Below are 20,768 nucleotides of genomic sequence, written 5' to 3'. Positions count from 1 at the left end.
TCAGTGCGCCGGCATCTGCTGCCGGGCCTTGGCGAGTTCGGCCCGGACTGCGTCGTCGGTGACGGGCCGGCCCGCGGCGGCGGCGCCCATCAGGTTCTTCACAGCGGTGCCGACCAGGGTCTCGAACTGGCTCTCCTCGGTGACCTGGGGGAGGGGCGCGGCGCTGGTCCTGAGCACGTCGGCGAGGGTCCTGAGCTCGGGCGTGGCGAAGGCCGGGTCGGCCTGGGCGTCCTTGACCGGCGGGATGGAGCCGTAGGCCCGGTTGAGCCGGATCTGTTCGTCGGTGCCGGTCATGAACTTCACGAACTTCAGTGCGCCGTCGGTGTTGTGGGTGTTGCGAAAGACGGCGAGGTTGATGCCGGCGACCATGGAGGTGGTGGCCCGTTCGCCGCTCGCGCCGGCGGGTGCGGGGACCGGCGCGACGGCGTAGTCCTCGGGTTTCATCCCGTGCGAGGCGAGGTTCGCCCCGGCGGACTGCCACATCAGCATCGCGGCCCGGCCGGTGGCGAAGTCGGCGACGGACTGGTTGTTGCCGTACTCGGCGTTGCCCGGAGCGGCGATCCGCTCGGTGCCGAGCAGCCCCACGTACTGCTTGACGGCGGCCACCGTGCCGGGGCCGTCGAAGACGGGCCTGCCGGCCGCGTCGAAGAAGTCGGCGCCGTGCTGCTTGGCGAGGGTGAAGGCGTGGTGGACGTTCTCGGAGACGTTCCCGCCCTCGACCGCGAGGCCGTAGTGGTCCCCGGAGGTGAGCCGGTGCCCGTCGGCGACCAGTTCCTCCCAGCTCGCGGGCGGGTGGTCGAGCCCGGCCTCGGCGAAGAGCCGCTTGTTCCAGTACAGGCCGTAGGCCATCGAGTAGAGCGGGACGGCGGCCGGGTCCCGGCCGGCCGCGCCGGTGGAGGCGAGGGCGGAGGGCAGGAAGCGGTCCCTGCCGCCGGCCTTGGCGAGCGCGGCCGCGTCGAAGGGCAGCAGGGCGCCGGTCGCCTGCAGCGAGGCGGACCAGGTGTTGCCGATGTTGAGGACGTCCGGGCCCTGGCCGGAGGTCGTCGCGGCGAGGATGCGGTTCAGCAGGTCTGACCAGGGGATGACTTCGAGCTTGACCTTGATCCCCGTCTGCTGTTCGAAGCTCTTCAGCTCGGGCTCCAGGACCCGTCGGTCGTCGTCCAGGCCGGTGCCCTGGTTGGACGCCCAGTAGGTGAGCGTCGTGGGGCTGCTGTTGTCGCCGCCGCCCTGGCCGCCGCAGGCGGTGGCGGTGAGGACCAGTGCGGCGGCCAGGGCGGTGGCCGCGGCGGTGCGGCTGCTGGGCATGATGGTGGCGCCCCTCTCGGACAGCGTCGGGGGAAACGGAAGGCGAAGGGAAGTACCCTGGGCAGCGGCTTACTTCACGGCGTGATTTAACGGCTGCGGGTCGTTGCGCGTCAAGGGACCGGACAGTGAGTGACGAACCGACAGGAGGGGTGCCCGTGACCGGGCGAGGCGGAAACACGGTGCGCGACCTGCGCAGGGGCAGCCGGGCCACCGTGCTGCGCAGGCTCTACTTCGACGGGCCGCTCAGCAGACAGGAGTTGGGCGCGCTCACCGGTCTCAGCGCGGGCTCGGTCAGCAACGTGACCGGCGAGCTGCTGGCCGACGGCCTGATCGAGGAGTGCGGCTCGGTGGGCTCCGACGGCGGCCGCCCGCGGACCATGCTCAGGGTCGCCGCCGGGCGCTTCCGGCTGGTGGGCGTCGACGTGGGCGAGACCCAGGTCCGGGTGGCCCTGTTCGACCTGACCCGCACCGAACTGGCCGCCGGCGACCTTCCGCTCTCCGACCGCGGCCGCGACGCCGGCCACGTGGCGGAGCTGATCCTCGCCGGGCTGGCCGACGTGCTCGACCGCACCGGCACCGCCCCCGAGGCGGTGCTCGGCGTCGGCGTCGGCGTGCCCGGCATCGTCGACCAGGGCGCGCCCGGCACGGACGGGCTGGGCATCGTGGTGCACGGGCAGACCGTCGGCTGGGACGCCGTCCCGCTCGGCCGCCTGCTGCGCGCCGGCACCGGCCTGCCGCTGTTCGTCGACAACGGCGCCAAGACGCTCGGGCAGGCCGAGATGTGGTTCGGGGCCGGGCGCGGCGCCCGGCACGCGGTGGTGGCGCTCGTCGGCTCCGGCGTCGGCGCCTGCGTCATCGCCGACGGCGCGCGCTACCGGGGGGCCACCAGCAGCGCGGGCGAGTGGGGCCACACCAAGGTGCACGTCGGCGGCCGCCGCTGCCGCTGCGGCGCCCGCGGCTGCCTGGAGGCCTACGTCGGGGCCGAGGCGCTGGTCGAGCGCTGGGGGGCGGCCCCGCCCGGCGACGAGAAGGCGGGGCTGGCGGCGCTGCTGGCGGCCGCGGAGGCGGGGGAGCCGGCCGCCGTCGGACTGCTCGACGAGGCCGCCGAGTACCTCGGCGCGGGGATCGCGGACCTGGTCAACCTGTTCAACCCCGAGCGGATCGTGATCGGCGGCTGGGCGGGCCTGCTGCTCGGGCCCCGGCTGCTGCCCGGCATCCGCGCCGCGGCGACCGGGTACGCGCTGCGCTTCCCGTACGAGCACGCGCTGATCGTCCTCGGGACGCTGGGGCCGGAGGCGGTCACCACGGGGGCCGCCACCCTGCCGCTGTCGGACTTCCTGGACTCCGGCGGGCAGCTCCCCGATCGTTCGCATCTCTCCGACACCAGCGAATAGTTCACACCCTGAGGAAAGTCGGCCCGGCGGGTTGACAGTGGCCGGACGACGGCCCGAGACTCGCCGTCAGGGACGGCCCGGCGTACAGCTGCCCGGGCGACGTCCCCGAGTCGATCCCCGGTGAACCCCGACCGCCCGGTGAGGCGATCCCCCACGGGCCGCTGCCGCGCGCCACCGGAACCCCCCACCCACCTCACCTAGGGACATGCCGATGAGGCATTCTTCAGCACGCCCGCGCTCGGTACCGGGCACGGTACTGGGCCTGCTCCTGTTCCTCGTGTCGGCCCTGGCGGTGCCGGCTCCGGCGTCCGCCGCCGGCCACCGCCCCGGCCCGGCCCCCGCCGCGGCTCCGGCTGCGGTTCCGGCCTCGTCCTCCGGCTCGTCCTCCGGTTCCGGCTCCGGTTCCGCCTCCGCCGACTGCGGCACCGACGACGCCGCGAAGGGCCGGCCGGCCGTCGCCTCCTCCACGGAGAACGCGGGCACCCCGGCGGGAGCGGCCGTGGACGGCGACCCCGGGACCCGCTGGTCCTCGGCCTTCAGCGACCCGCAGTGGCTGCAGGTCGACCTCGGCGCGGTCCGCCAGGTCTGCCGCGTCAGCCTCGACTGGGAGGCCGCGTACGGGCGTTCGTACCGGATCGAGGTCTCGGACGACGGCGCGTCCTGGCGCACCCTGTACAGCACCGGAAGCGGGACCGGCGGGACGGAGACCGTGCCCCTCGCCGGCAGCGGCCGCTACGTCCGGATGACCGGGCTCGCCCGGGGCACGAACTGGGGCTACTCCCTGTGGGCGTTCCGGGTGAACACCTCCGACGTGCCCCCGGTCCAGGGCGGCGGCGACCTCGGGCCCGACGTGCTGGTCTTCGACCCCTCGACGCCCGGCATCCAGGCCACCGTGGACCGGATCTTCCACCAGCAGGAGGCCGACCAGTTCGGCTCCGACCGGTACGCGCTGCTCTTCAAGCCGGGCACCTACACCGGCCTCAACGTCCAACTCGGCTTCTACACCTCGGTCGCCGGTCTCGGGCTCAGGCCCGACGACACCACCGTCAACGGCGACGTCACCGTCGACGCCGGCTGGTTCAACGGCAACGCGACCCAGAACTTCTGGCGCTCCGCCGAGAACCTCGCCCTCAACCCGGTCAGCGGCACCGACCGCTGGGCCGTGGCCCAGGCGGCCCCGTTCCGCCGCATGCACGTCAAGGGCGGCCTCGACCTCTCGCCCGCCGGGTACGGCTGGGCCAGCGGCGGCTACATCGCGGACAGCAGGATCGACGGCACCGTCGGCAACTACTCCCAGCAGCAGTGGTACACCCGCGACAGTGCGATCGGCGGGTTCACCAACGGCGTGTGGAACCAGGTCTTCTCCGGCGTCCAGGGCGCCCCGGCCCAGAGCTTCCCCAACCCGCCCTACACCACGCTGGACACCACGCCGGTCTCCCGCGAGAAGCCCTTCCTCTACCTGGACGGCGCCGACTACAAGGTCTTCGTGCCGGCCAGGCGCAGCAACGCGCGGGGCGTGTCCTGGGACGGCGCGCTGCAGGGCGAGTCACGCCCGCTCAGCCGCTTCTACGTCGTCAAGCCGGGGGCGAGCGCCGCGACCGTCAACGCGGCCCTGGCCCAGGGTCTCGACCTGCTCTTCACCCCGGGCGTCTACCACCTCGACCGGCCGATCGCGATCAACCGGCCCGACACCGTGGTGCTGGGCCTCGGCCTGGCGACCCTCGTCCCCGACAACGGGGTGACGGCCGTGCAGGTGGCCGACGTCGACGGCGTGCGGCTGGCGGGCCTGCTGGTCGACGCCGGGCCCGTCCGGTCGGACGCCCTCGTGCGGGTCGGCCCGGACGGTGCCAAGGGCGGCCACGCCGCCGACCCGACCACCCTGCAGGACGTGTTCGTCCGGGTCGGCGGTGCGGGCGCCGGCGCCACCACCACCGGCATCGTCGTCAACAGCAACGACGTGATCGTGGACCACACCTGGATCTGGCGGGCCGACCACGGCACCGGCGTCGGCTGGGACGTCAACCCGGCCGACTACGGCCTCGTGGTCCGCGGCGCCGACGTGCTCGGCACCGGGCTGTTCGTCGAACACTTCAAGAAGTACGACGTCGAGTGGTCCGGCGAACGCGGCCGCACGATCTTCTTCCAGAACGAGAAGGCGTACGACGCCCCGAACCAGGCCGCGATCCAGAACGGATCCACGCTGGGCTTCGCCGCGTACAAGGTCGACGACAACGTCACCGCCCACGAGGGCTGGGGGCTCGGGAGCTACTGCTACTTCAACGTGGACCCGACCATCCGGATGGACCACGGCTTCGAGGCGCCGACCCGGGCGGGCGTGCGCTTCCACGACCTGCTGGTGGTCTCGCTCGGCGGCAAGGGCCAGTACAACCACGTCATCGACGGCACCGGTGCCGCCACCTCCGGCAGCTCGACCACGCCGTCGACGGTGGTGGCCTACCCGTAGCCCGTAGCCCGTAGCCCGTGGCCCGTAGCCCGTAGTCCGTAGCCCGTGGCTCATGGCCGGGGTCCGGATCGCGGGGCTGCCGCCCTCGGGTGGCAGCCCCGCAGCGGTGCTTCCACGTCGTCAGAGCCGCCACGCCCGCAGGCTGTTCCGGGTGACGGTCAGCAAGCGCCCGGCACCGAGGTCGTGCACGGCCGCGATCCGGCCGCCGAGCCGTTCCCGCCCGGCCACCCCGCCCCCGGCGTCCAGGCGGAACAACCTTCCGCCCTCCGACGCGAGCACCGTCCCGTCCGCCGTCCCGACCACCCCCTGGGCCGCCGGGGTGCCCAGGCCGGCCCGCCACCGGCGGGTACCGTCCAGCGGGTCGACCACGACGTATCCGGCGCCGGCGGCCCGCACCTCGCGCAGCCACAGCACCCCGTCCACGAGCAGCGGCGCCTCACCCAGCAGCGGGCCCTCGTGGGTCATCAGCAGCTCGGGCCGCCGCCCGTCGGCACGGAGCACCACCACCGCACCCCCGTCGCAGCCCACCGCGCAGCGATCCGCGTCCACCACCGTGAACACGGGGCGCCCGTCGGCACCCGTCAACGGCCGGGGGAGTTCCCAGGACGCCGACTCCCGGCCGTCCCGCGGATCGACCAGCCAGGCCCGGGCGCCGTGGCCCAGCAGGAACCCGCCCGCCCAGGCGACCGGCCGCTCCGTCGCCGCCCGCGAACCGCTGCGCCACAGCGGCCGACCGTCCGTCAGGTCGAACGCCGCCAGCGGGGTGTACCCGCGCCAGCCGCCGACGAGCACCACGCCGTCCGCGACCGCGACCTGACCGGTCCAGTGCTCCACCTCGGCCTGCCAGAGCAGCTCTCCCGTGGTGAGAGCGAGGCAGGCCAGCACATCGCGGTCCTGCGGCAGCACGAGCACCCGCCGGCCCACGACGACCAGCGCCCGCGGCCAGGCCACCGCCGGGACGTCCCACAGCGGCGTGCCGTCCGCCGCCCCCAGGCACACCAGGCGGGTGCGGCGCTCGTGCACCACCACCCGCTCACCCGCGAGCGCCAACTGCGAGTACGCGCCCCGCTGGTGCAGCACCCGCTCCCACAACTCCGTGACCACCGCAGCCTCCCGCCCTCTCCCCACCCGGCCGACGCACGTCGGCGCCCGCCGGAAGGCGAACCGAGCAGGATACGCCCGGGCCGTGCCCGAGCCGACCGCGGCCCGGGGCATGGCGCAGCTCGGCCTCGCCACCGCGCGCCGTCACCCACTCGGGTGATCCGGCCGCGGCCCGGCCCGGCGCGCGGGCGCAGCACGGACACTGGGCATCCCGCACCACCAGGAGACGACATGAAGCCCTTCCACCCCACCTTCGGCCGCGCCCCCTGGCCGGACGGCCTGCGTGCCCTCCAGGTCTACGCACTGCCGGACCTGCCGCCCGGTTCGGCCCTGCACACCCTCCTCGCCGACCTGCGCAAGGTCCTGGCCGGCTTCCCCGTCGTGCCGGTGCCCGACGAACGCGCGCACATCACCCTCGACATGGTCACCTCCGGCCCGGCCGACAGCTTCACCGAAGCCGAACGCCGCGAGCTGGCCGAGGAGTTGCTGGTTTCGGTGGCCGGGATCGGACCGCTCCGCCTGCAGGCCGGATCGCCGATCGCCTACCGCACCGGAGTCCGCCTCGACCTCCACCCCGACGGCGAACTCGCCGCCCTCCAGCACCGCGTCCGCGCCGCCGTCCACCGTGTCTTCGGTCCGGACTCCACCGCCTACCCGCTCGGTGTGCTGCACACCACCGCCGCCTACGCGGCCGCCGACACCGACACCGACGAGCTGGCGCAGGCCGTCCACCGGGTCCGGCCCGGCCACGCCCCGTTCACGGTGCGCCGGATCATCGTCAACGAGGTGTTCTGGCAATCCGTCCCGGTGCCCGGTGCCGACCTGCCCGGCCGGCGGATCTGCTGGGACACCCTCGCCACCATCCGGCTCGACGGGTAGGCCGTCGCCTGCTTCCGAGGAGCGCCAGCGGGATCAGCGGGGCCGGCGGGCGTGGACGGCGTGGTGGCCGAGGGTATGGAGGCGGGCGGTGTCCGGGGTGGCGGGCAGCAGCGGGGCGAGCGTCCGTCAGGCGTCGGCGCACAGCCGGTCGGCGTCGCGTTCGCTCGCCGTGACGGCTCCGCACCGCAGGAGGGCGTCGCGGGCCGCTTGGATGTCGGCCTCGGGTGCGCCGCCGTCGCGGACCGCGGTCCACAGGGCCTCGGCGGCGGGGCGGGGGAGCAGGGTGGCCGCGTGCGCCAGCGGCAGGGTGACCTTGCCGTTGCGCAGGTCCTCGGCCACGTTCTTGGTCAGGGTGCCGCGGTCGTCCGTGACGCCGCGCAGGTCGGCGACGTCGTCGGCGATCTGGTAGGCGGTGCCGACGGCCGTCCCCCAGTCCAGCAGTGCCCGGCTCACCGCCGCGTCGGCGCCGGCCGCGATCGCGGCGATCTCGCAGCACGCCCCCACCAGGGCACCGGACTTCAGCCGGTGGGTGGCCAGCACCAGCCTCCGCAGCGGGCCGCTGTCGCCGGCCGCCAGCGCCTGGTCCATCTCGCGGCGGTGCCCCTGGATGTCGAGGGCCTGCCCGGCGTGGGCCGCCCGCAGCGCGGCGAGGAGGACCTCGCGCATCCGGCCCTGCAGTGCCGGGTCGTCGGGGGCGCACAGCCCGACGGCCCGGTCGAAGGCGAAGTAGGCGCTGGTCCCGGCGGTCAGGGCGGCGGGCAGGCCGTACACCTCGTGGGCGGCCGGTCGCGCCCGGCGCAGCGCCGATCCGTCCTGGACGTCGTCCACGACCAGCGAGCCGGTGTGGGCCAGTTCCAGTGCGGCCGCCAGGACGCCGAAGCGGTCGCCGTCACCACCGAGCAGGTCGACGATCTGCAGCAGCAGCGCGGGGCGCCAGCGCCGCCCGCCCGCCTCCACCATGTGCCGCACCGGTTCGGCGAGCGCCCGGTGCAGCCGCCGGTCGAGGGCCTGCGCCGTGTCGGCCGGCAGGCCGCTGCGGTGTCCGTCCGGGAGCCAGACGGCCAGCCCGGCGGGCGCGGGCGGGCAGAGCCGGTCCAGGTGGTGTCCGATCCGGTCGGCCCCGGCGGCCTGTTGCCCGGCGGCCTGTTGCCCGGCGGTCTGCTGACGGGCGGTCTGCTGTCCGGCGGGCGTACTGTCCGCGGACGGTACGACGGGCTCGGTGGATGCCATGACCATCTCCTCACCATAGAGTTGGGCGCCGGGAAGACGGTGGATGCGGCGGCGGACGGCGCGGGCGCGGAACCACTGTCATCCGTATGCCCGGCCTGTCGGCCGTCCTTCCCGGGCGGCGCGCGACGCGACGCCGGACGGAACGCGGTCGCACGACTCCCGACGCCGGCGCGGCAGGTACGGGTGGCCCGCGCCCCGGGCGAGCGCTGCCTTCTGGTGTTCCCCCGGTGTTCAAGCACACGCTCCTGACGGCGCCCCGTCAAGGCCCTACGGTCCCTGGGGAACTGCGAGAAGGAGCCATGGACGAGACGCAACCGGCCGTACGCGCACGTGGTTTGACGAAGTGTTTCGGCGATGTCGTGGCGCTCGACGAGGTCGCTCTGGAGCTGGCGCCCGGGCGGATCCACGGGCTGGCCGGGCCGAACGGCGCCGGGAAGACGACGCTGCTGGGGCTGCTGCTCGGACTGGCCGTCGCCGACGGCGGCGAGCTGCAGGTGCTGGGCAGACCGGTCGGCCGGGCGTCGGCGGCGCCGTACGGGGTGGCCGGATTCGTGGACGGCCCCGGGCTGTACCCGTCGCTGACCGCCCGCCGGAACCTGGCCGCGCTGGCGGCGCTGCGCGGGCAGGGCACGGCGGCCGGGCGGATCGACGAGGTGCTGGCCGAGGTCGGGCTGACCGACGTCGCCGACGACCGGGTGCGGGGGTTCTCGCTGGGCATGCGGCAGCGGCTCGGGCTGGCGGCGGCGCTACTGACGGAGCCGCGGCTGCTGGTGCTCGACGAGCCGTCCAACGGCCTTGACCCGGCGGGCAAGCACCACGTGCACCGCGTGCTGCGGCGGCTCGCGGGCGAGGGCGTGACCGTCGTGCTGTCCAGCCACCGCATGGACGACCTGGAGACGCTCTGCCACGAGGTCACGATCCTCGCGACCGGGCGGGTCCGCTACTCCGGCCCGCTGGACGCCCTGGCGGCCGGCGGCCGCGCGGCGGACCACCGGCTGCTCACCTCCGATCCACCTACCGCCCGGCGGGTCGCGATCGGCGTCGCGGGCGTGCGGGTGCTGCCGGCGGCCGGGGTGTGGCGCGGCGCCGAGGCCCTGGTGGTCCGCGCGTCGGGCCGGGCCGTCGAGGACTTGGTGGCCGCGCTGGTGCGGGCGGAGGTGCGGGTGCGCGAGGTCGTGCCCGTGGTCCCGCCGCTGGAGGCCGCGTACCTCGCCCTGACCGAGCACCCGGAGGCCAAACCGTGAGGACGTCCGTCGCGCGCGTGAGCACCGCCCGTACGCCTGCCGCGGGCCGGGTGCCGGTGGGCCGGGTGTACCGCTTCGAGCTGGTCAAGCTGGTCTCGCAGTGGCGGATCCGGCTGCTGGTGCTGGCCTGTTGGACGGCTCCGGGGCTGTTCGTGGCCGCGGTGGCCCAGCAGGGGACGCTGCCCTCCGACACGCTGTTCGGCCGCTGGATGCACGCCACCGGCTGGGCCGGTCCGCTGGTGGTGCTGGGGTTCGCGGGGACGTGGGCGCTGCCGCTGCTGACCTCGGTGGTCGCGGGCGACGTCTTCGCGGTCGAGGACCGGCTCGGGACGTGGCGGCACCTGCTGATGACGGTCCGCTCGCCGGGGCGGATCTTCGCGGCGAAGGCGACGGCGAGCGTCACCGTGATCGTGCTGCTGGTCGCCGGACTGGCGGCATCGAGCACGGCGGGCGGGCTGGCCGCGGTCGGCAACGATCCGCTGGTCGGCGTCGACGGGCACCTGCTGGCGCCGTCGGACGCCGCCGGGCGCGTGCTGCTGGCGTGGGGCTGCGCGCTGGCGCCCACGCTGGCACTGGCCGCGATCGGGCTGCTCGGCTCCGTCCTCCTGGGGCGGTCGCCGATGGGGCTGCTCGTCCCCGCACTGGCGGCCGTCGCGATGCAGCTCGCGCAGATGCTGCCGCTGCCGGTGGCGCTGCGCCTCGCCCTGCCCGGCTACGCCTTCGTCTCCTGGGACGGGCTGTTCGCCGCCCCGGCGCGGCTCGACGAGCTGCTGGTCGCCGTCGCGGTCAGCCTGCTGTGGGCCGCGGTGGCGACCGCGCTGGCCCACCGGGTGTTCGTGCGGCGGGACTTCACCACCGGCCACGAGGACGGCGGGGGGCGCCGCGCGCTCGGCTACGGGGTGCTGCCGCCGGCCGGGCTGCTGGCGCTGGCCTTCGGCGCGCTCGCCCTGGCGACGCCCTCGACGGGGTCCGGGATCTCGCAGGCGAAGGTCCAGCACTCGGTGGCCACGGTGTTCGCGCACCTGTACCGGCTGCAGACCGACCAACTGCACCGCCCCGCCGTCACGGAGGCCCAGCTGCGGGTCTCGGCGGCGTGCGAGCGGGGTGACGGGCAGGTCGACCCGGAGGGGCCGGGCAACGACTGGCGCTGCGTCGTCACCTGGCACCTGCCCGGCACCGACGCGCCGGGGACGGCGGTCTACCAGCTCGACGTCGCGGCGGACGGGCGCGTGGTGGCCGACGGCGACGGACCGAAGGACGTGAACGGCTACTTCCTGGTGCACACCCCGGGCGGCGACGCGCCGAACCCGCTCTGGCAGTTCGACGGCCGGATCGAGCTGCTCCCCTCGGCAACGACCCCCGACTGACGTGACAACGGCGAAGAACCGGCGAAACCGGATGCACCCCGCAGAACCAGACCGACCCGATGAGCTCGACGAACCCAACGAAGGGCTGACGCCATGCAGGTAACGCGACGTCGACGTCCCCAGAAGGAGCACTTCGTCCTTCTCGGCCGCCGCGTGGGCCGCCGTGCCACGCTCGCCACGGCGTGCATCACGGCCGTCGCCGTGGCCACGGGCACGGCTTTCGCGACCACCCAGCAGTTCGGTACGGACCAGGTCGGCCAGGTCACCGCCGACGGTCAGGTGATCTCCAGCGACCAGTACATCGCCCCGTACGGGAGCCGGCAGGTCATCGACAACGGCAAGCTGATGGGGTCCGCGGTCAGCCCGGACGGCGCCCACCTGGCCGCCTCGGTCGCCGACGGGGACGCGGCGCTGGTCGTGGTGGACCTCAGGACCGGGATGGTGCAGCAGCGCGTCGGCAGCGCCAAGGTGGACGAACTGCACATCCCCAGCGGTGCGGTGGGCCAGGAGTCCCCGGTGTACTCGCCGGACGGCAAGCAGCTGTGGCTGGGCCGGCTCGACGGCTACACCAGGTTCACCGTCAACGCCGACGGGTCCCTGGCTGCCCCGGTGGCGGTGCCGATACCGGCGGACGGCGACAAGCACGCGCTGGCGTCGGGGGCGGTGTTCTCCGCCGACGGCTCGACGGTCTACGCGGCGGTCAACGGGCAGAACCGGGTGGTCGCGATCGACGCGGCGACCGGCGTGATCGGGCACAGCTGGACGGTGGGCAACGCCCCGCGCGGCATCGCGCTGGTCGGCCACAAGCTGTACGTCGGCAACGAGGGCGGGCGCCCGGCCACGGCCGACGACGACACGCTCAACTCGTACGGCACCCAGGTGCCCGCCGATCCGGAGACCGGCGCCACGACCACCGGCACGGTCGGTGTGATCGACCTCGCCGACCCGGCCGCCGCCGTCGCGACCGTGGCCGTCGGCCTGCACCCGACGGCGCTCTACGCCAAGAACGGCGTCCTGTTCGTCACCGACACCGGCAGCGACGCGGTGTCGGTGATCGACACCCGGCACGACAAGGTCGTCCAGACGATCTCCACCAGGCCGTGGCCGGAGGCGTCGGTCGGCTACGAGCCCACCGTCGTGACGCTCACCGACGACGGCCGCCTGCTGGTCACCCTGGGCCGGGCCGACGCGGTGGCGGTCTACCGCTTCGCCGGTGCGCAGGAGCCGGTGAGCTACGTCGGCCTGCTGCCCACGGACTACTTCCCGGCGGAGGTCACCACCATCGGGTCGAAGGTGGTCGTCTCCAACACCCGTGGTATCGACGCGCGGCGGCCGAACAGCACGGGCGCGCACAAGACCCACGACACCACCTCCAGCCTGACGCAGTTCACCCTGCCGAGCGACCGGGAGATCCGCTCCCGGACCGCCCAGGTGTTCCGGCAGAACGGCTGGACCAACGGCGCGGTCAAGACGGCGAACGGACACCGGGCGAAGCCGGTGCCGGTGCCGAACCGGATCGGCGACCCGTCGCCGATCAAGCACGTCTTCCTGATCGTCAAGGAGAACCGGACCTACGACCAGGTCTTCGGCGACGTCGCGAAGGGCAACGGTGACCCGACGCTGGCCCAGTTCGGCGCGAACGTGACGCCCAACCAGCACGCGCTGGCCGAGCAGTTCGGGCTCTACGACAACACCTACGACATCGGCACCAACTCGGCCGAGGGCCACAACTGGCTGATGCAGGCCGACAACCCGGAGTACACCGAGTCGTCGGCGGGCGAGTACGAACGCAGCTACGACACCGAGGACGACGCCCTGGGCCACCAGCGGACGGGCTTCCTGTGGACGGGCGCTCAGGCGGCCGGCCGGACGGTGCGCGACTTCGGGGAGTTCCACCAGTTCCTGACCAAGCCCGACGGCGCGAGCTGGCAGAACCTGTACTGCGACGCCAGGACGATGGACGCGACCGGCGCGGGCAGCGCCTACCCGCTGGAGTCCTCCTCGCCGATCCCGTCGCTCAACAGCGTGTCGGTGCCCGGCTTCCCCAAGTTCGACACCGCCGTGCCGGACCTCTACCGCTACCAGATCTGGAAGCAGGACTTCGAGCAGAACGGCCCGGCCGACCTCAACATGCTGTGGCTCTCCAGCGACCACACCGGGGGGCCGGCGGGCCCGGCCGCGCAGGTCGCCGACAACGACCTGGCGACGGGCCGGATCGTGGACGAGATCTCGCACAGCGAGTACTGGAAGGACTCGGCGGTCTTCGTCGTCGAGGACGACTCCCAGGCCGGCCTCGATCACGTGGACGGCCACCGCGCGCCGATCCAGATCATCAGCCCCTGGGCGCAGCACGGCGCCGTCGACAGCCGCTACTACTCGCAGATCACCATGGTCCGCACCATCGAGCAGATCCTCGGGATCCGCCCGATGAACCAGAAGGACAGCGCGGCCAGCCCGATGGCCACGGCCTTCACCACCGAGCCGGACTACACGCCGTTCACCGCGGTGCCCAACCGGACCTCGCTGACGGACGGCCTGAAGACGCCGCCCTCGTGCGGCGTCGACGTCCCCGCGGCGCAGGACGTCCGCGCGGCGGCGGGGCCGGCCACGACCGCGCCGCCGGCGGCCGAGCAGGCCGTCGCCGCCCAGTGGGAGGCCTGGAAGTCGCAGCAGCGGCTGACGGGCGCGAACGCCGTGCCGGACCACGCGAACCCGGCGCAGATGGAGCACCTGGTCTGGTACCAGACGCACAACTGGACCACCCCGTACCCGGGGGAGAGCGGGATCCACGCGCCGAACGACGTGCCGGGCGCGTACCTGCCGTCCGCGGAGAGCGACGGCTGATCCCGTCCCCTCGGCTGATCCGGACCCCGGACCTCCTCGGCCGGTCCGGACCCCTCCCGCCGGGGAATTTCGATCATGCCCCGGGCCGGTCAACTCCGGCCCGGGGCACGGTCGTTCCCGCATGTGCGGCCGCCCGCCGCGAGCGCGCCGGGCCAGCTTTGGCAGGATCCTGACACCGACTCAGGTTACCCTTGGGTAATTCAAGGATGTCGACCGGGTGAACATTCCCGGCCCCTCATGAAGGACCCGTACGTGCTCGATCACCAGTCCCGCCGTTCCGGCCGCCGTCTCGCCGGTTCGGCGCTGGCCCTCGTCGCCGCCGTCTGCGCGCTCCCCGCCGCCCCGGCGTTCGCCGACCCGGCCCCCGTCCCGGCCCCGACCGCGCCGCCCGCCGCCACCCCGCACCTGGACGCGGTGGAACGGACGCTGCGCCAGGTGTCCCCCGGCCTGGAAGGGACGGTGTGGCAGCGGACCGAGGGCAACCGGCTCGACGCGCCCGCCGGCGACCCGGGCGGCTGGCTGCTGCAGACCCCGGGCTGCTGGGGCGACCCCTCCTGCACCGAGCGCACCGGAACCCGCCAGCTGCTCGACAAGATGCGCGAGAACATCTCGCGCGCCACCCGGACCGTCGACATCTCGACCCTCGCGCCGTTCCCGGACGGCGCCTTCCAGGACGCCATCGCGGCCGGCCTCAAGGCCTCGGTGGCCGCCGGGAACGCGCCGCACGTGCGGGTGCTCGCCGGGGCCGCGCCGCTGTACAACATCACCGCGCTCCCCTCGAAGTACCGGGACGACCTGGTGGCCAGGCTCGGTGACGCCGCCGGCCGGGTCACCATCGAGGTCGCCGCGATGACCACCGCCAAGACCGCGTTCTCCTGGAACCACTCCAAGCTGCTGGTCGTCGACGGGCAGAGCGTCATCACCGGCGGGATCAACAACTGGAAGGGCGACTACCTCGACACCGCCCACCCGGTCACCGACGTCGACCTCGCACTGAACGGCCCGGCCGCCGCCTCCGCCGGCGCCTACCTGGACACGCTGTGGGACTGGACCTGCCGCAACACCGGGGTGTTCTCGGCCGCCTGGTTCGCCTCCACCAACGGCGCCTCCTGCACCCCCGACCTGGAGAAGCGGGTCAACCCGCCGGCCGGCCGGGTGCCCGCCACCGGCGGCCTGTCGGCGCTCGCCGTCGGCGGCCTGGGCGTCGGGATCCGCGACAAGGACTCCGCCTCCGCCTTCCGTCCGGACGTGGTGCCCGGCGTCGACGGCGTCAAGTGCGGCCCGATCGGCCTGAGCGACCGCACCAACGCCGACCGCGACTACGAGACGGTCAACCCGGAGGAGCCCGCCCTGCGCGCGCTGATCGCCAGCGCCGGCAGCCGCATCGACATCTCCCAGCAGGACGTCACCGGCACCTGCCCGCCGCTGCCCCGCTACGACGCCCGGCTCTTCGACCTGCTCGCGGCGAAGATGGCTGACGGCGTGAAGGTCCGCATCGTCGTCAGCGACCCGGCCAACCGGGGCGTGGTCGGCAGCGGCGGCTACTCGCAGATCAAGTCCCTGAACGAGATCAGCGACACCCTCGCCGCCCGCCTCACCGCCCGGCTCGGCGACCCGGCCAAGGCCAAGTCGGCGATGTGCAGCAACCTCCAGCTGGCCCCGTTCCGCGCCGCCCCCGGCTCGGCCTGGGCCGACGGCCACCCGTACGCGCTGCACCACAAGCTGGTCTCGGTCGACGGATCCGCCTTCTTCATCGGCTCGAAGAACCTCTACCCGGCCTGGCTGCAGGACTTCGGCTACGTCGTCGAGGACCGCGCCGCCGCCGCGCAGCTCGACCAGCGCCTGCTGGCGCCGCAGTGGCAGTACTCGCAGGCCGCCGCGACCGTCGACTACACCCGCGGCATCTGCCAGGGCTGACGGCGCGTCCGCACCGGGGCCGCTCCACCCGGGGCCGTCCCCCCGGGGGCCGCTCCACGCGGCCCGGCGCACCACGCGCGACAGCGCCACGGCGCCACGGTGCCACCCGGCCCGGTGCCGCCCGGACTCCCCGTCCGGCGGCACCGGGCCGGGTCGTTCCCGCGGCCGTCGGGGTACTGGCGGTGATCCGTTCCGGGGGCCATGATGACGCGTGCCGTCGCCCGCGGCCCGGCCCGGATCCACACCCTCGGAAGGTGCCATGCTGAACCTGTCGGTCCTGTTGGAGGATTCCGCCCGTAACCACCCGGACCGCGACGCGCTGGTCCTCGGCTCGACCAGGCTCACCTACGCCGAGGTCGACGCCGCCGCGAACCGGGTCGCCAACCTGCTGGTGGAGCGGGGGATCCGGCCCGGCGACCGGGTGGCGCTGAGCTGTCCCAACCTGCCGCAGTTCCCGATCGTCTACTACGGCATCCTCAAGGCCGGCGGGGTCGTCGTCCCGCTCAACATCCTGCTGAAGGCGCGCGAGGTGGCCTACCACCTGCGCGACGCCGAGGTGAAGGCGTACTTCTGCTTCGAGGGGACGCCGGGCCTGGCCATCGGCGAGGAGGGCCGGAAGGCCTTCGAGGAGGTGAAGAGCTGCGAGGACTTCTTCGTGATCACCGCCGATCCGGCCGCGCTGTCGCCGATCGAGGGCGCGCAGACGCTGGGCGCGGCCCTCGCGGGCACCTCCCCGGTCTTCGACCCGGTGGCCACCGAGGCGACCGACACCGCCGTCATCCTCTACACCTCGGGCACCACGGGCCAGCCCAAGGGCGCCGAACTCTCCCACGTCAACACGGTGATGAACGTCCTGGCCTGCAACCGGACGTTCCGGAGCACACCCGCCACGGACAGCCACGTGCTGTGCCTGCCGCTGTTCCACACCTTCGGCTCCACCGTCCAGATGCACACCGGCTTCTCGACGGCCGCGACCCTCCACCTCGTGCCGCGCTTCGACGCGGAGGAGGTCGTGCGGCTGATGGACACCGAGGAGATCACCTTCTTCGCCGGCGTCCCGACCATGTGGTGGGCCCTGCTGGGAGCCCTCACCGACACCGTCGACGTGGACCGGATCGCCCGCAACCTGCGGATCGGTGTCTCCGGCGGTGCCGCGCTGCCGGTGGAACTCCTCGGCCGGATCGAGGAGCGGCTCCACGTCCGGATCCTGGAGGGCTACGGCCTCTCCGAGACCTCACCGGTGGTGACCTTCTCCGACCCCGCGCGCGGGCCGCGCCCCGGCTCCATCGGCGTGCCGATCTGGGGCGTCGAGATCAAACTGATCGACGCGGACTGGGCGGAGGTCACCAAGGCCGGTGCCGTCGGCGAGATCGTGGTCAAGGGCCACGGCGTGATGAAGGGCTACTTCAACCGGCCCGAGGCCACCGCCGAGGCGATCAGGGACGGTTGGTTCCGCACCGGCGACCTGGCCCGCAGGGACGAGGACGGCTTCTACTACATCGTCGACCGGGCCAAGGACATGATCATCCGGGGTGGCTTCAACGTGTACCCCCGCGAGGTCGAGGAGGTGCTGATGACGCACCCCGCGATCAGCCTGGCCGCGGTCGTCGGCGTGCCGCACGAGAGCCACGGTGAGGAGGTCAAGGCCTTCGTCATCCTCGGGCCCGGTGCCGCGGCCACCCCGGACGAACTGGTCGCCTGGGGCCGGGAACAGATGGCCGGCCACAAGTACCCGCGCATCGTGGAGATCGTCGACAGCCTGCCGATGACCGCCACCGGCAAGATCCTCAAGCGCGAACTCTCCTGAGGAGCCGGCCGGCAGGCGACCGGTCAGGAAGGCCGACGGGCACGTGCGGTCGGGCGTGGCGCCTACGCGGGGAAGCTGTCGATGAACGCCTCCCGGCCGCCGGCCAGGTCGAGGGGCGCCAGCTCCGCGTCGTAGTCGATCCACCACACCACCGGTACCGCGGGCGCCAGTTCGTGCAGTGCCGTGTAGATGACGGTGAGCGGCGCGGAGTGCGGCTCCCGGTCCTCGAAGGAGAAGGCGCCGTGCCGCAGGTTGTACGCCAGCTCCGCCCAGCGGCCGGGCTCGACCTCGGCGTGGATCTCCAGGAAGTTCTCGAAGGCGCCGCTCACCGTGGCGTCCGGCCAGTGGCGGCGGACGCACTCCTTCAGCTGCTCGCCGGTGAAGGTCCACGGCCCGGTCTGTTCCTGGTCGGCGCTGACGTAGAAGGTGGCTCCCACGGGGTGTTCTCGCTTCTCTCGGTGGTGCGGATCGGTCTCGTGTCGACTGTCACGGTACGACGCGGACGTTCCCGGTGACGCCCTTGGCGGTCATCAGGGCCTGGAAGTAGGAGCTGGCCTTGGCGTCGTTGGTGATGAGCTCCAGGTGGTTGACCTTGTTGCGGGGGTCGTTCAGCGCCGAGGCGTACTTGTCCAGCTTCTTCGCCTCGCCGTCCATCGTGTTCTCGTACGCGAACTCGAAGACGCCGTCGGCGTTGTTCAGCCGGAACGGGGACTTGCAGCTCTTCTGCTGGCCGATGTACTTGGCGTCGATCGCGGCGCCGTCCTCGGGGCGGACGCCGTCGGCGTCCATGCCCAGCTCGCGGCCGGTCTCCGGGTCGGTCACCGAGGTGTACAGCCGGTACTCGGTCGATCCGGCGACCCGGACCTGATAGGCCCGTCGCGCGTCGATCTTGGGGTCGCCCTTGGCGGAGGGGCCCAGCGCCGGGAAGGTCCGGCCGTCCTGCTCCATCTGCGTCATCCAGGCCCGGACGGCGGCCTGGTCCTGCGGCGACAGCGCCGGGAAGGGGCTGTTCGGATCGCGGGGAAGCGGCGGCATCCCGGGGGTGACGGTGAACGGCGGCGGCTTGGGTGCGGGGGCCGCCGCGGCGTCGGTCGCCCCGGCCAGGACGACGGCGGTGGTCGCCACGGCGGTCAGCCCGGCGCCGACGGGGATCAGGCTCGCCGCCGCCGCGTCGACCACGGCCGCCGCCTCGGCCAGGACCGCGACTTCCGCGCTGCCCTCGACCGCCGCGGTCATGGCCACCGCCGCGGCGCCGGCCTCGGCGGCGATCGCGGCCTCGCCGCCGGCGGCCGCCACGTCGGACCCGCCGAGGGTGACGACGGTCAGCAGGATGCCCGCCCCGGCGACGATGCCGGCGGTGATCGCGAGGTCCTCGAGCGTGTCGCGCAGGTCCTCGACCTGCTTGGCGTACGCCTCGCAGGCCTGGCCGAGCTTGAACGCGGCGTTGGTGAGGCTGTTCAGCAGCGGGCCCTCGGTGGCGCAGCCGTCGTGCACCTTCGCCCAGTTCTGCGCGAAGGAGGTGACGGCGCCGGAGGTGCTGGAGGCGGTGACGCGCAGGACCCGCTTGTCGCCCTCGGCGCCGAGCCTGGAGACGAGTTCCGCGAAGCCCTTCCAGTCGCTCGCGGCCTGCCGGAGCCTGCCCGGATCGCCCTGCGGCCAGAACTTCTTGAGGAGGTCGTGGACGGCGCCGCTGTCGTTGTGCCCGGCCGCGGAGCGGAGCTTGGCCTTGGCGACCTCCTCGTCGCACTCCGGGGCGCTCGACGCGGGGAGCTTCTGCGGGGCCATCATCGAGGCCGCGATGTCGGCGTCGGTCCTGAGGTAGTTGATCGCCATCGTGTACAGGCCGTTGGAGGTCTGGCCGAGCTGGCCGACCACCTGGGCCATCGCGTCGACGAGCTTCTGCGCGGCCGGATCGTAGGCGGCGGCGAACGAGCTGCCGGCCTCGTCGTCGCCCGCCATGCCCGCCGTGGCGTCCATGGCGAACACCAGGCTCCGGTAGATCTGAGCCGCGGAGTTCTGCAGATCGGTGAACCCGGCGGACGACAGCAGCATGTCGGCCGGTTTGACGTGAAAGTCCGTCATGGCGTTCTCCCCCGATATTTCCTGACATTCACGGTAGCAAGCAATGCCGACAGTGGCTGCCCCCGGCGCGGAGGCGGAGAAGAACACTGAAGCGGGCGGAGGCGGAAGCAGGAGGAATCGGGAGCGGAGGCGGAGGCGGAAACGGGCGCGCCGCCCGGCTCGGCCGACCCGAGGGCCGGGCGAGCCGGGCGGCGCGCCGCACCGGAGCGGCGGGGCTGCGGCAGCGGTCAGCGCAGTCCGGCGAACAGGTCGTTCTCGGGCACGTCCGCGCCCGTGGTGTCACGGACCCGGACGAAGGTCTCCACGCCCCACAGGTCGTTGAAGCGCTCCTTGCCCATCCGCAGGAAGAAGATGTTCTCGCCCTGGCTGGCGTGCGCGGCCAGGGCGTCGAACTTCTGGTCGGCGAACTCGGTGGTGTCCACCCAGGTGGTGATCTCCTCGTCGGGGAGGCCGATCTCCGGCATCTCGCCGGCCTCGGACTGCTCCGGCTCCTCGAAGTCCGCCCCGAACTCGCGCATGACCTCCCCGAACCGCCGCACCATCGAGTGCGGTGCGGTCGTCCAGTAGACCTTGGGTGTCATGTCGGTGAGTTCCAGCGCCGCCATCGTGATGCGGTGCGCCTGGATGTGGTCCGGGTGCCCGTAGAACCCGTTCTCGTCGTAGGTGACGACCACGTCGGGCTGGTACCGGCGCATCAGTTCGGCGAGCCGGGCGGCGCCCTCCTCGACCGGGGTCTGCCAGAAGGAGCCGGGCGCGTCATTGGTCGGCCAGCCCATCATCCCGGAGTCGGCGAAGTCCAGCAGCTCCAGGTGGCTGACCTTCAGGACCTCGCAGCTCGCCTCCAGTTCCTCACGGCGCATCGCGGCGACGGCCGCCGGGTCGTGCCCCGGGTCGCCGGGCTTGACACCCCCGGGCCCGTCACCGCAACCGCCGTCGGTACACGTGACGAGGACGGTGCGGACGCCCTCCGCCGCGTACCGCGCGAGGACACCCCCCGTCCCGCTGGCCTCGTCGTCGGGGTGGGCGTGCACCGCCATCAGCGTCAACGGCCGGTCAATCATGAAAACCATCCTCGGGTCTGGAAGTGCTCGGTTCGAGTCTGCGGTACAGCGGCAGGCAGCCGCCCGCATTATC

14 protein-coding genes are annotated in these 20,768 nt (G+C 73.4%); 8 read left to right on the top strand and 6 right to left on the bottom strand.

All coding sequences use genetic code 11. The features are described from left to right. Nucleotides 1-1,305, bottom strand: coding sequence for an ABC transporter substrate-binding protein (locus ACIGG8_RS05295; RefSeq protein WP_396545923.1), 1,305 nt, complete (start codon nt 1,303-1,305; stop codon nt 1-3). A 155-nt stretch (nt 1,306-1,460) separates the two neighbouring features. Here ACIGG8_RS05295 and ACIGG8_RS05290 point away from each other — a divergent pair, with 155 nt between their 5' ends. Both ACIGG8_RS05290 and ACIGG8_RS05285 read left to right on the top strand, forming a co-directional pair. Then, on the top strand, nt 1,461-2,699 hold the full coding sequence (locus tag ACIGG8_RS05290) for an ROK family protein (protein WP_396545922.1): 1,239 nt from the start codon (nt 1,461-1,463) through the stop codon (nt 2,697-2,699). 211 nt (nt 2,700-2,910) lie between these two features. Next, a complete protein-coding gene (locus tag ACIGG8_RS05285; protein WP_396545921.1) occupies nt 2,911-5,163 on the top strand; it encodes a discoidin domain-containing protein in 2,253 nt (750 codons plus the stop codon). A 120-nt stretch (nt 5,164-5,283) separates the two neighbouring features. Here the strand turns inward: ACIGG8_RS05285 and ACIGG8_RS05280 are convergent, their stop codons facing one another. Continuing rightward, nucleotides 5,284-6,267 carry a PQQ-binding-like beta-propeller repeat protein gene (locus ACIGG8_RS05280; RefSeq protein WP_396545920.1) on the bottom strand — a complete coding sequence of 328 codons (984 nt, stop codon included), beginning with the start codon at nt 6,265-6,267 and terminating at the stop codon, nt 5,284-5,286. 228 nt (nt 6,268-6,495) lie between these two features. Here ACIGG8_RS05280 and ACIGG8_RS05275 point away from each other — a divergent pair, with 228 nt between their 5' ends. Beyond that, nucleotides 6,496-7,143, top strand: a complete 648-nt coding sequence (locus ACIGG8_RS05275; RefSeq protein WP_396545919.1) for a 2'-5' RNA ligase family protein — start codon at nt 6,496-6,498, stop codon at nt 7,141-7,143. A 126-nt stretch (nt 7,144-7,269) separates the two neighbouring features. Here the strand turns inward: ACIGG8_RS05275 and ACIGG8_RS05270 are convergent, their stop codons facing one another. Then, nucleotides 7,270-8,373, bottom strand: a complete 1,104-nt coding sequence (locus ACIGG8_RS05270) for a polyprenyl synthetase family protein (protein WP_396545918.1) — start codon at nt 8,371-8,373, stop codon at nt 7,270-7,272. 299 nt (nt 8,374-8,672) lie between these two features. On the opposite strand from ACIGG8_RS05270, the gene ACIGG8_RS05265 reads away from it, so the two are divergent. The 5 genes from ACIGG8_RS05265 to ACIGG8_RS05245 all read left to right on the top strand — a co-directional run bounded on the left by ACIGG8_RS05265 (nt 8,673) and on the right by ACIGG8_RS05245 (nt 17,552). Next, on the top strand, nt 8,673-9,617 hold the full coding sequence (locus ACIGG8_RS05265) for an ABC transporter ATP-binding protein (protein ID WP_396545917.1): 945 nt from the start codon (nt 8,673-8,675) through the stop codon (nt 9,615-9,617). 17 nt (nt 9,618-9,634) lie between these two features. Then, entirely contained in the window at nt 9,635-10,984 is a 1,350-nt protein-coding gene (locus ACIGG8_RS05260) for an ABC transporter permease (RefSeq protein ID WP_396545916.1), read from the top strand. A 93-nt stretch (nt 10,985-11,077) separates the two neighbouring features. Further along, nucleotides 11,078-13,828, top strand: coding sequence for an alkaline phosphatase family protein (locus ACIGG8_RS05255; protein ID WP_396545915.1), 2,751 nt, complete (start codon nt 11,078-11,080; stop codon nt 13,826-13,828). Nucleotides 13,829-14,080: 252 nt separating this feature from the next. After that, the gene (locus tag ACIGG8_RS05250) at nt 14,081-15,745 is read left to right on the top strand and encodes a phospholipase D-like domain-containing protein (RefSeq protein ID WP_396545914.1); all 1,665 of its coding nucleotides are present in this window, start codon (nt 14,081-14,083) and stop codon (nt 15,743-15,745) included. A 259-nt stretch (nt 15,746-16,004) separates the two neighbouring features. Beyond that, nucleotides 16,005-17,552 carry a long-chain fatty acid--CoA ligase gene (locus ACIGG8_RS05245; RefSeq protein WP_396545913.1) on the top strand — a complete coding sequence of 516 codons (1,548 nt, stop codon included), beginning with the start codon at nt 16,005-16,007 and terminating at the stop codon, nt 17,550-17,552. Between the two features lie 62 nt (nt 17,553-17,614). Here the strand turns inward: ACIGG8_RS05245 and ACIGG8_RS05240 are convergent, their stop codons facing one another. The 3 genes from ACIGG8_RS05240 to ACIGG8_RS05230 all read right to left on the bottom strand — a co-directional run bounded on the left by ACIGG8_RS05240 (nt 17,615) and on the right by ACIGG8_RS05230 (nt 20,695). Beyond that, nucleotides 17,615-17,989 carry a hypothetical protein gene (locus ACIGG8_RS05240; RefSeq protein ID WP_350522810.1) on the bottom strand — a complete coding sequence of 125 codons (375 nt, stop codon included), beginning with the start codon at nt 17,987-17,989 and terminating at the stop codon, nt 17,615-17,617. A 49-nt stretch (nt 17,990-18,038) separates the two neighbouring features. Continuing rightward, nucleotides 18,039-19,634, bottom strand: a complete 1,596-nt coding sequence (locus ACIGG8_RS05235; RefSeq protein ID WP_396545912.1) for a restriction endonuclease fold toxin-2 domain-containing protein — start codon at nt 19,632-19,634, stop codon at nt 18,039-18,041. A 227-nt stretch (nt 19,635-19,861) separates the two neighbouring features. Next, the gene (locus ACIGG8_RS05230) at nt 19,862-20,695 is read right to left on the bottom strand and encodes a PIG-L family deacetylase (protein WP_396545911.1); all 834 of its coding nucleotides are present in this window, start codon (nt 20,693-20,695) and stop codon (nt 19,862-19,864) included. Nucleotides 20,696-20,768: the final 73 nt, after the last annotated feature.

It is taken from the genome of Kitasatospora sp. NPDC085464, from assembly GCF_044541955.1.
GTDB lineage: Bacteria > Actinomycetota > Actinomycetes > Streptomycetales > Streptomycetaceae > Kitasatospora.
The sequence above is the reverse complement of the archived record's forward strand: the minus strand, read 5'-3'. Positions and strand labels throughout refer to the sequence as shown.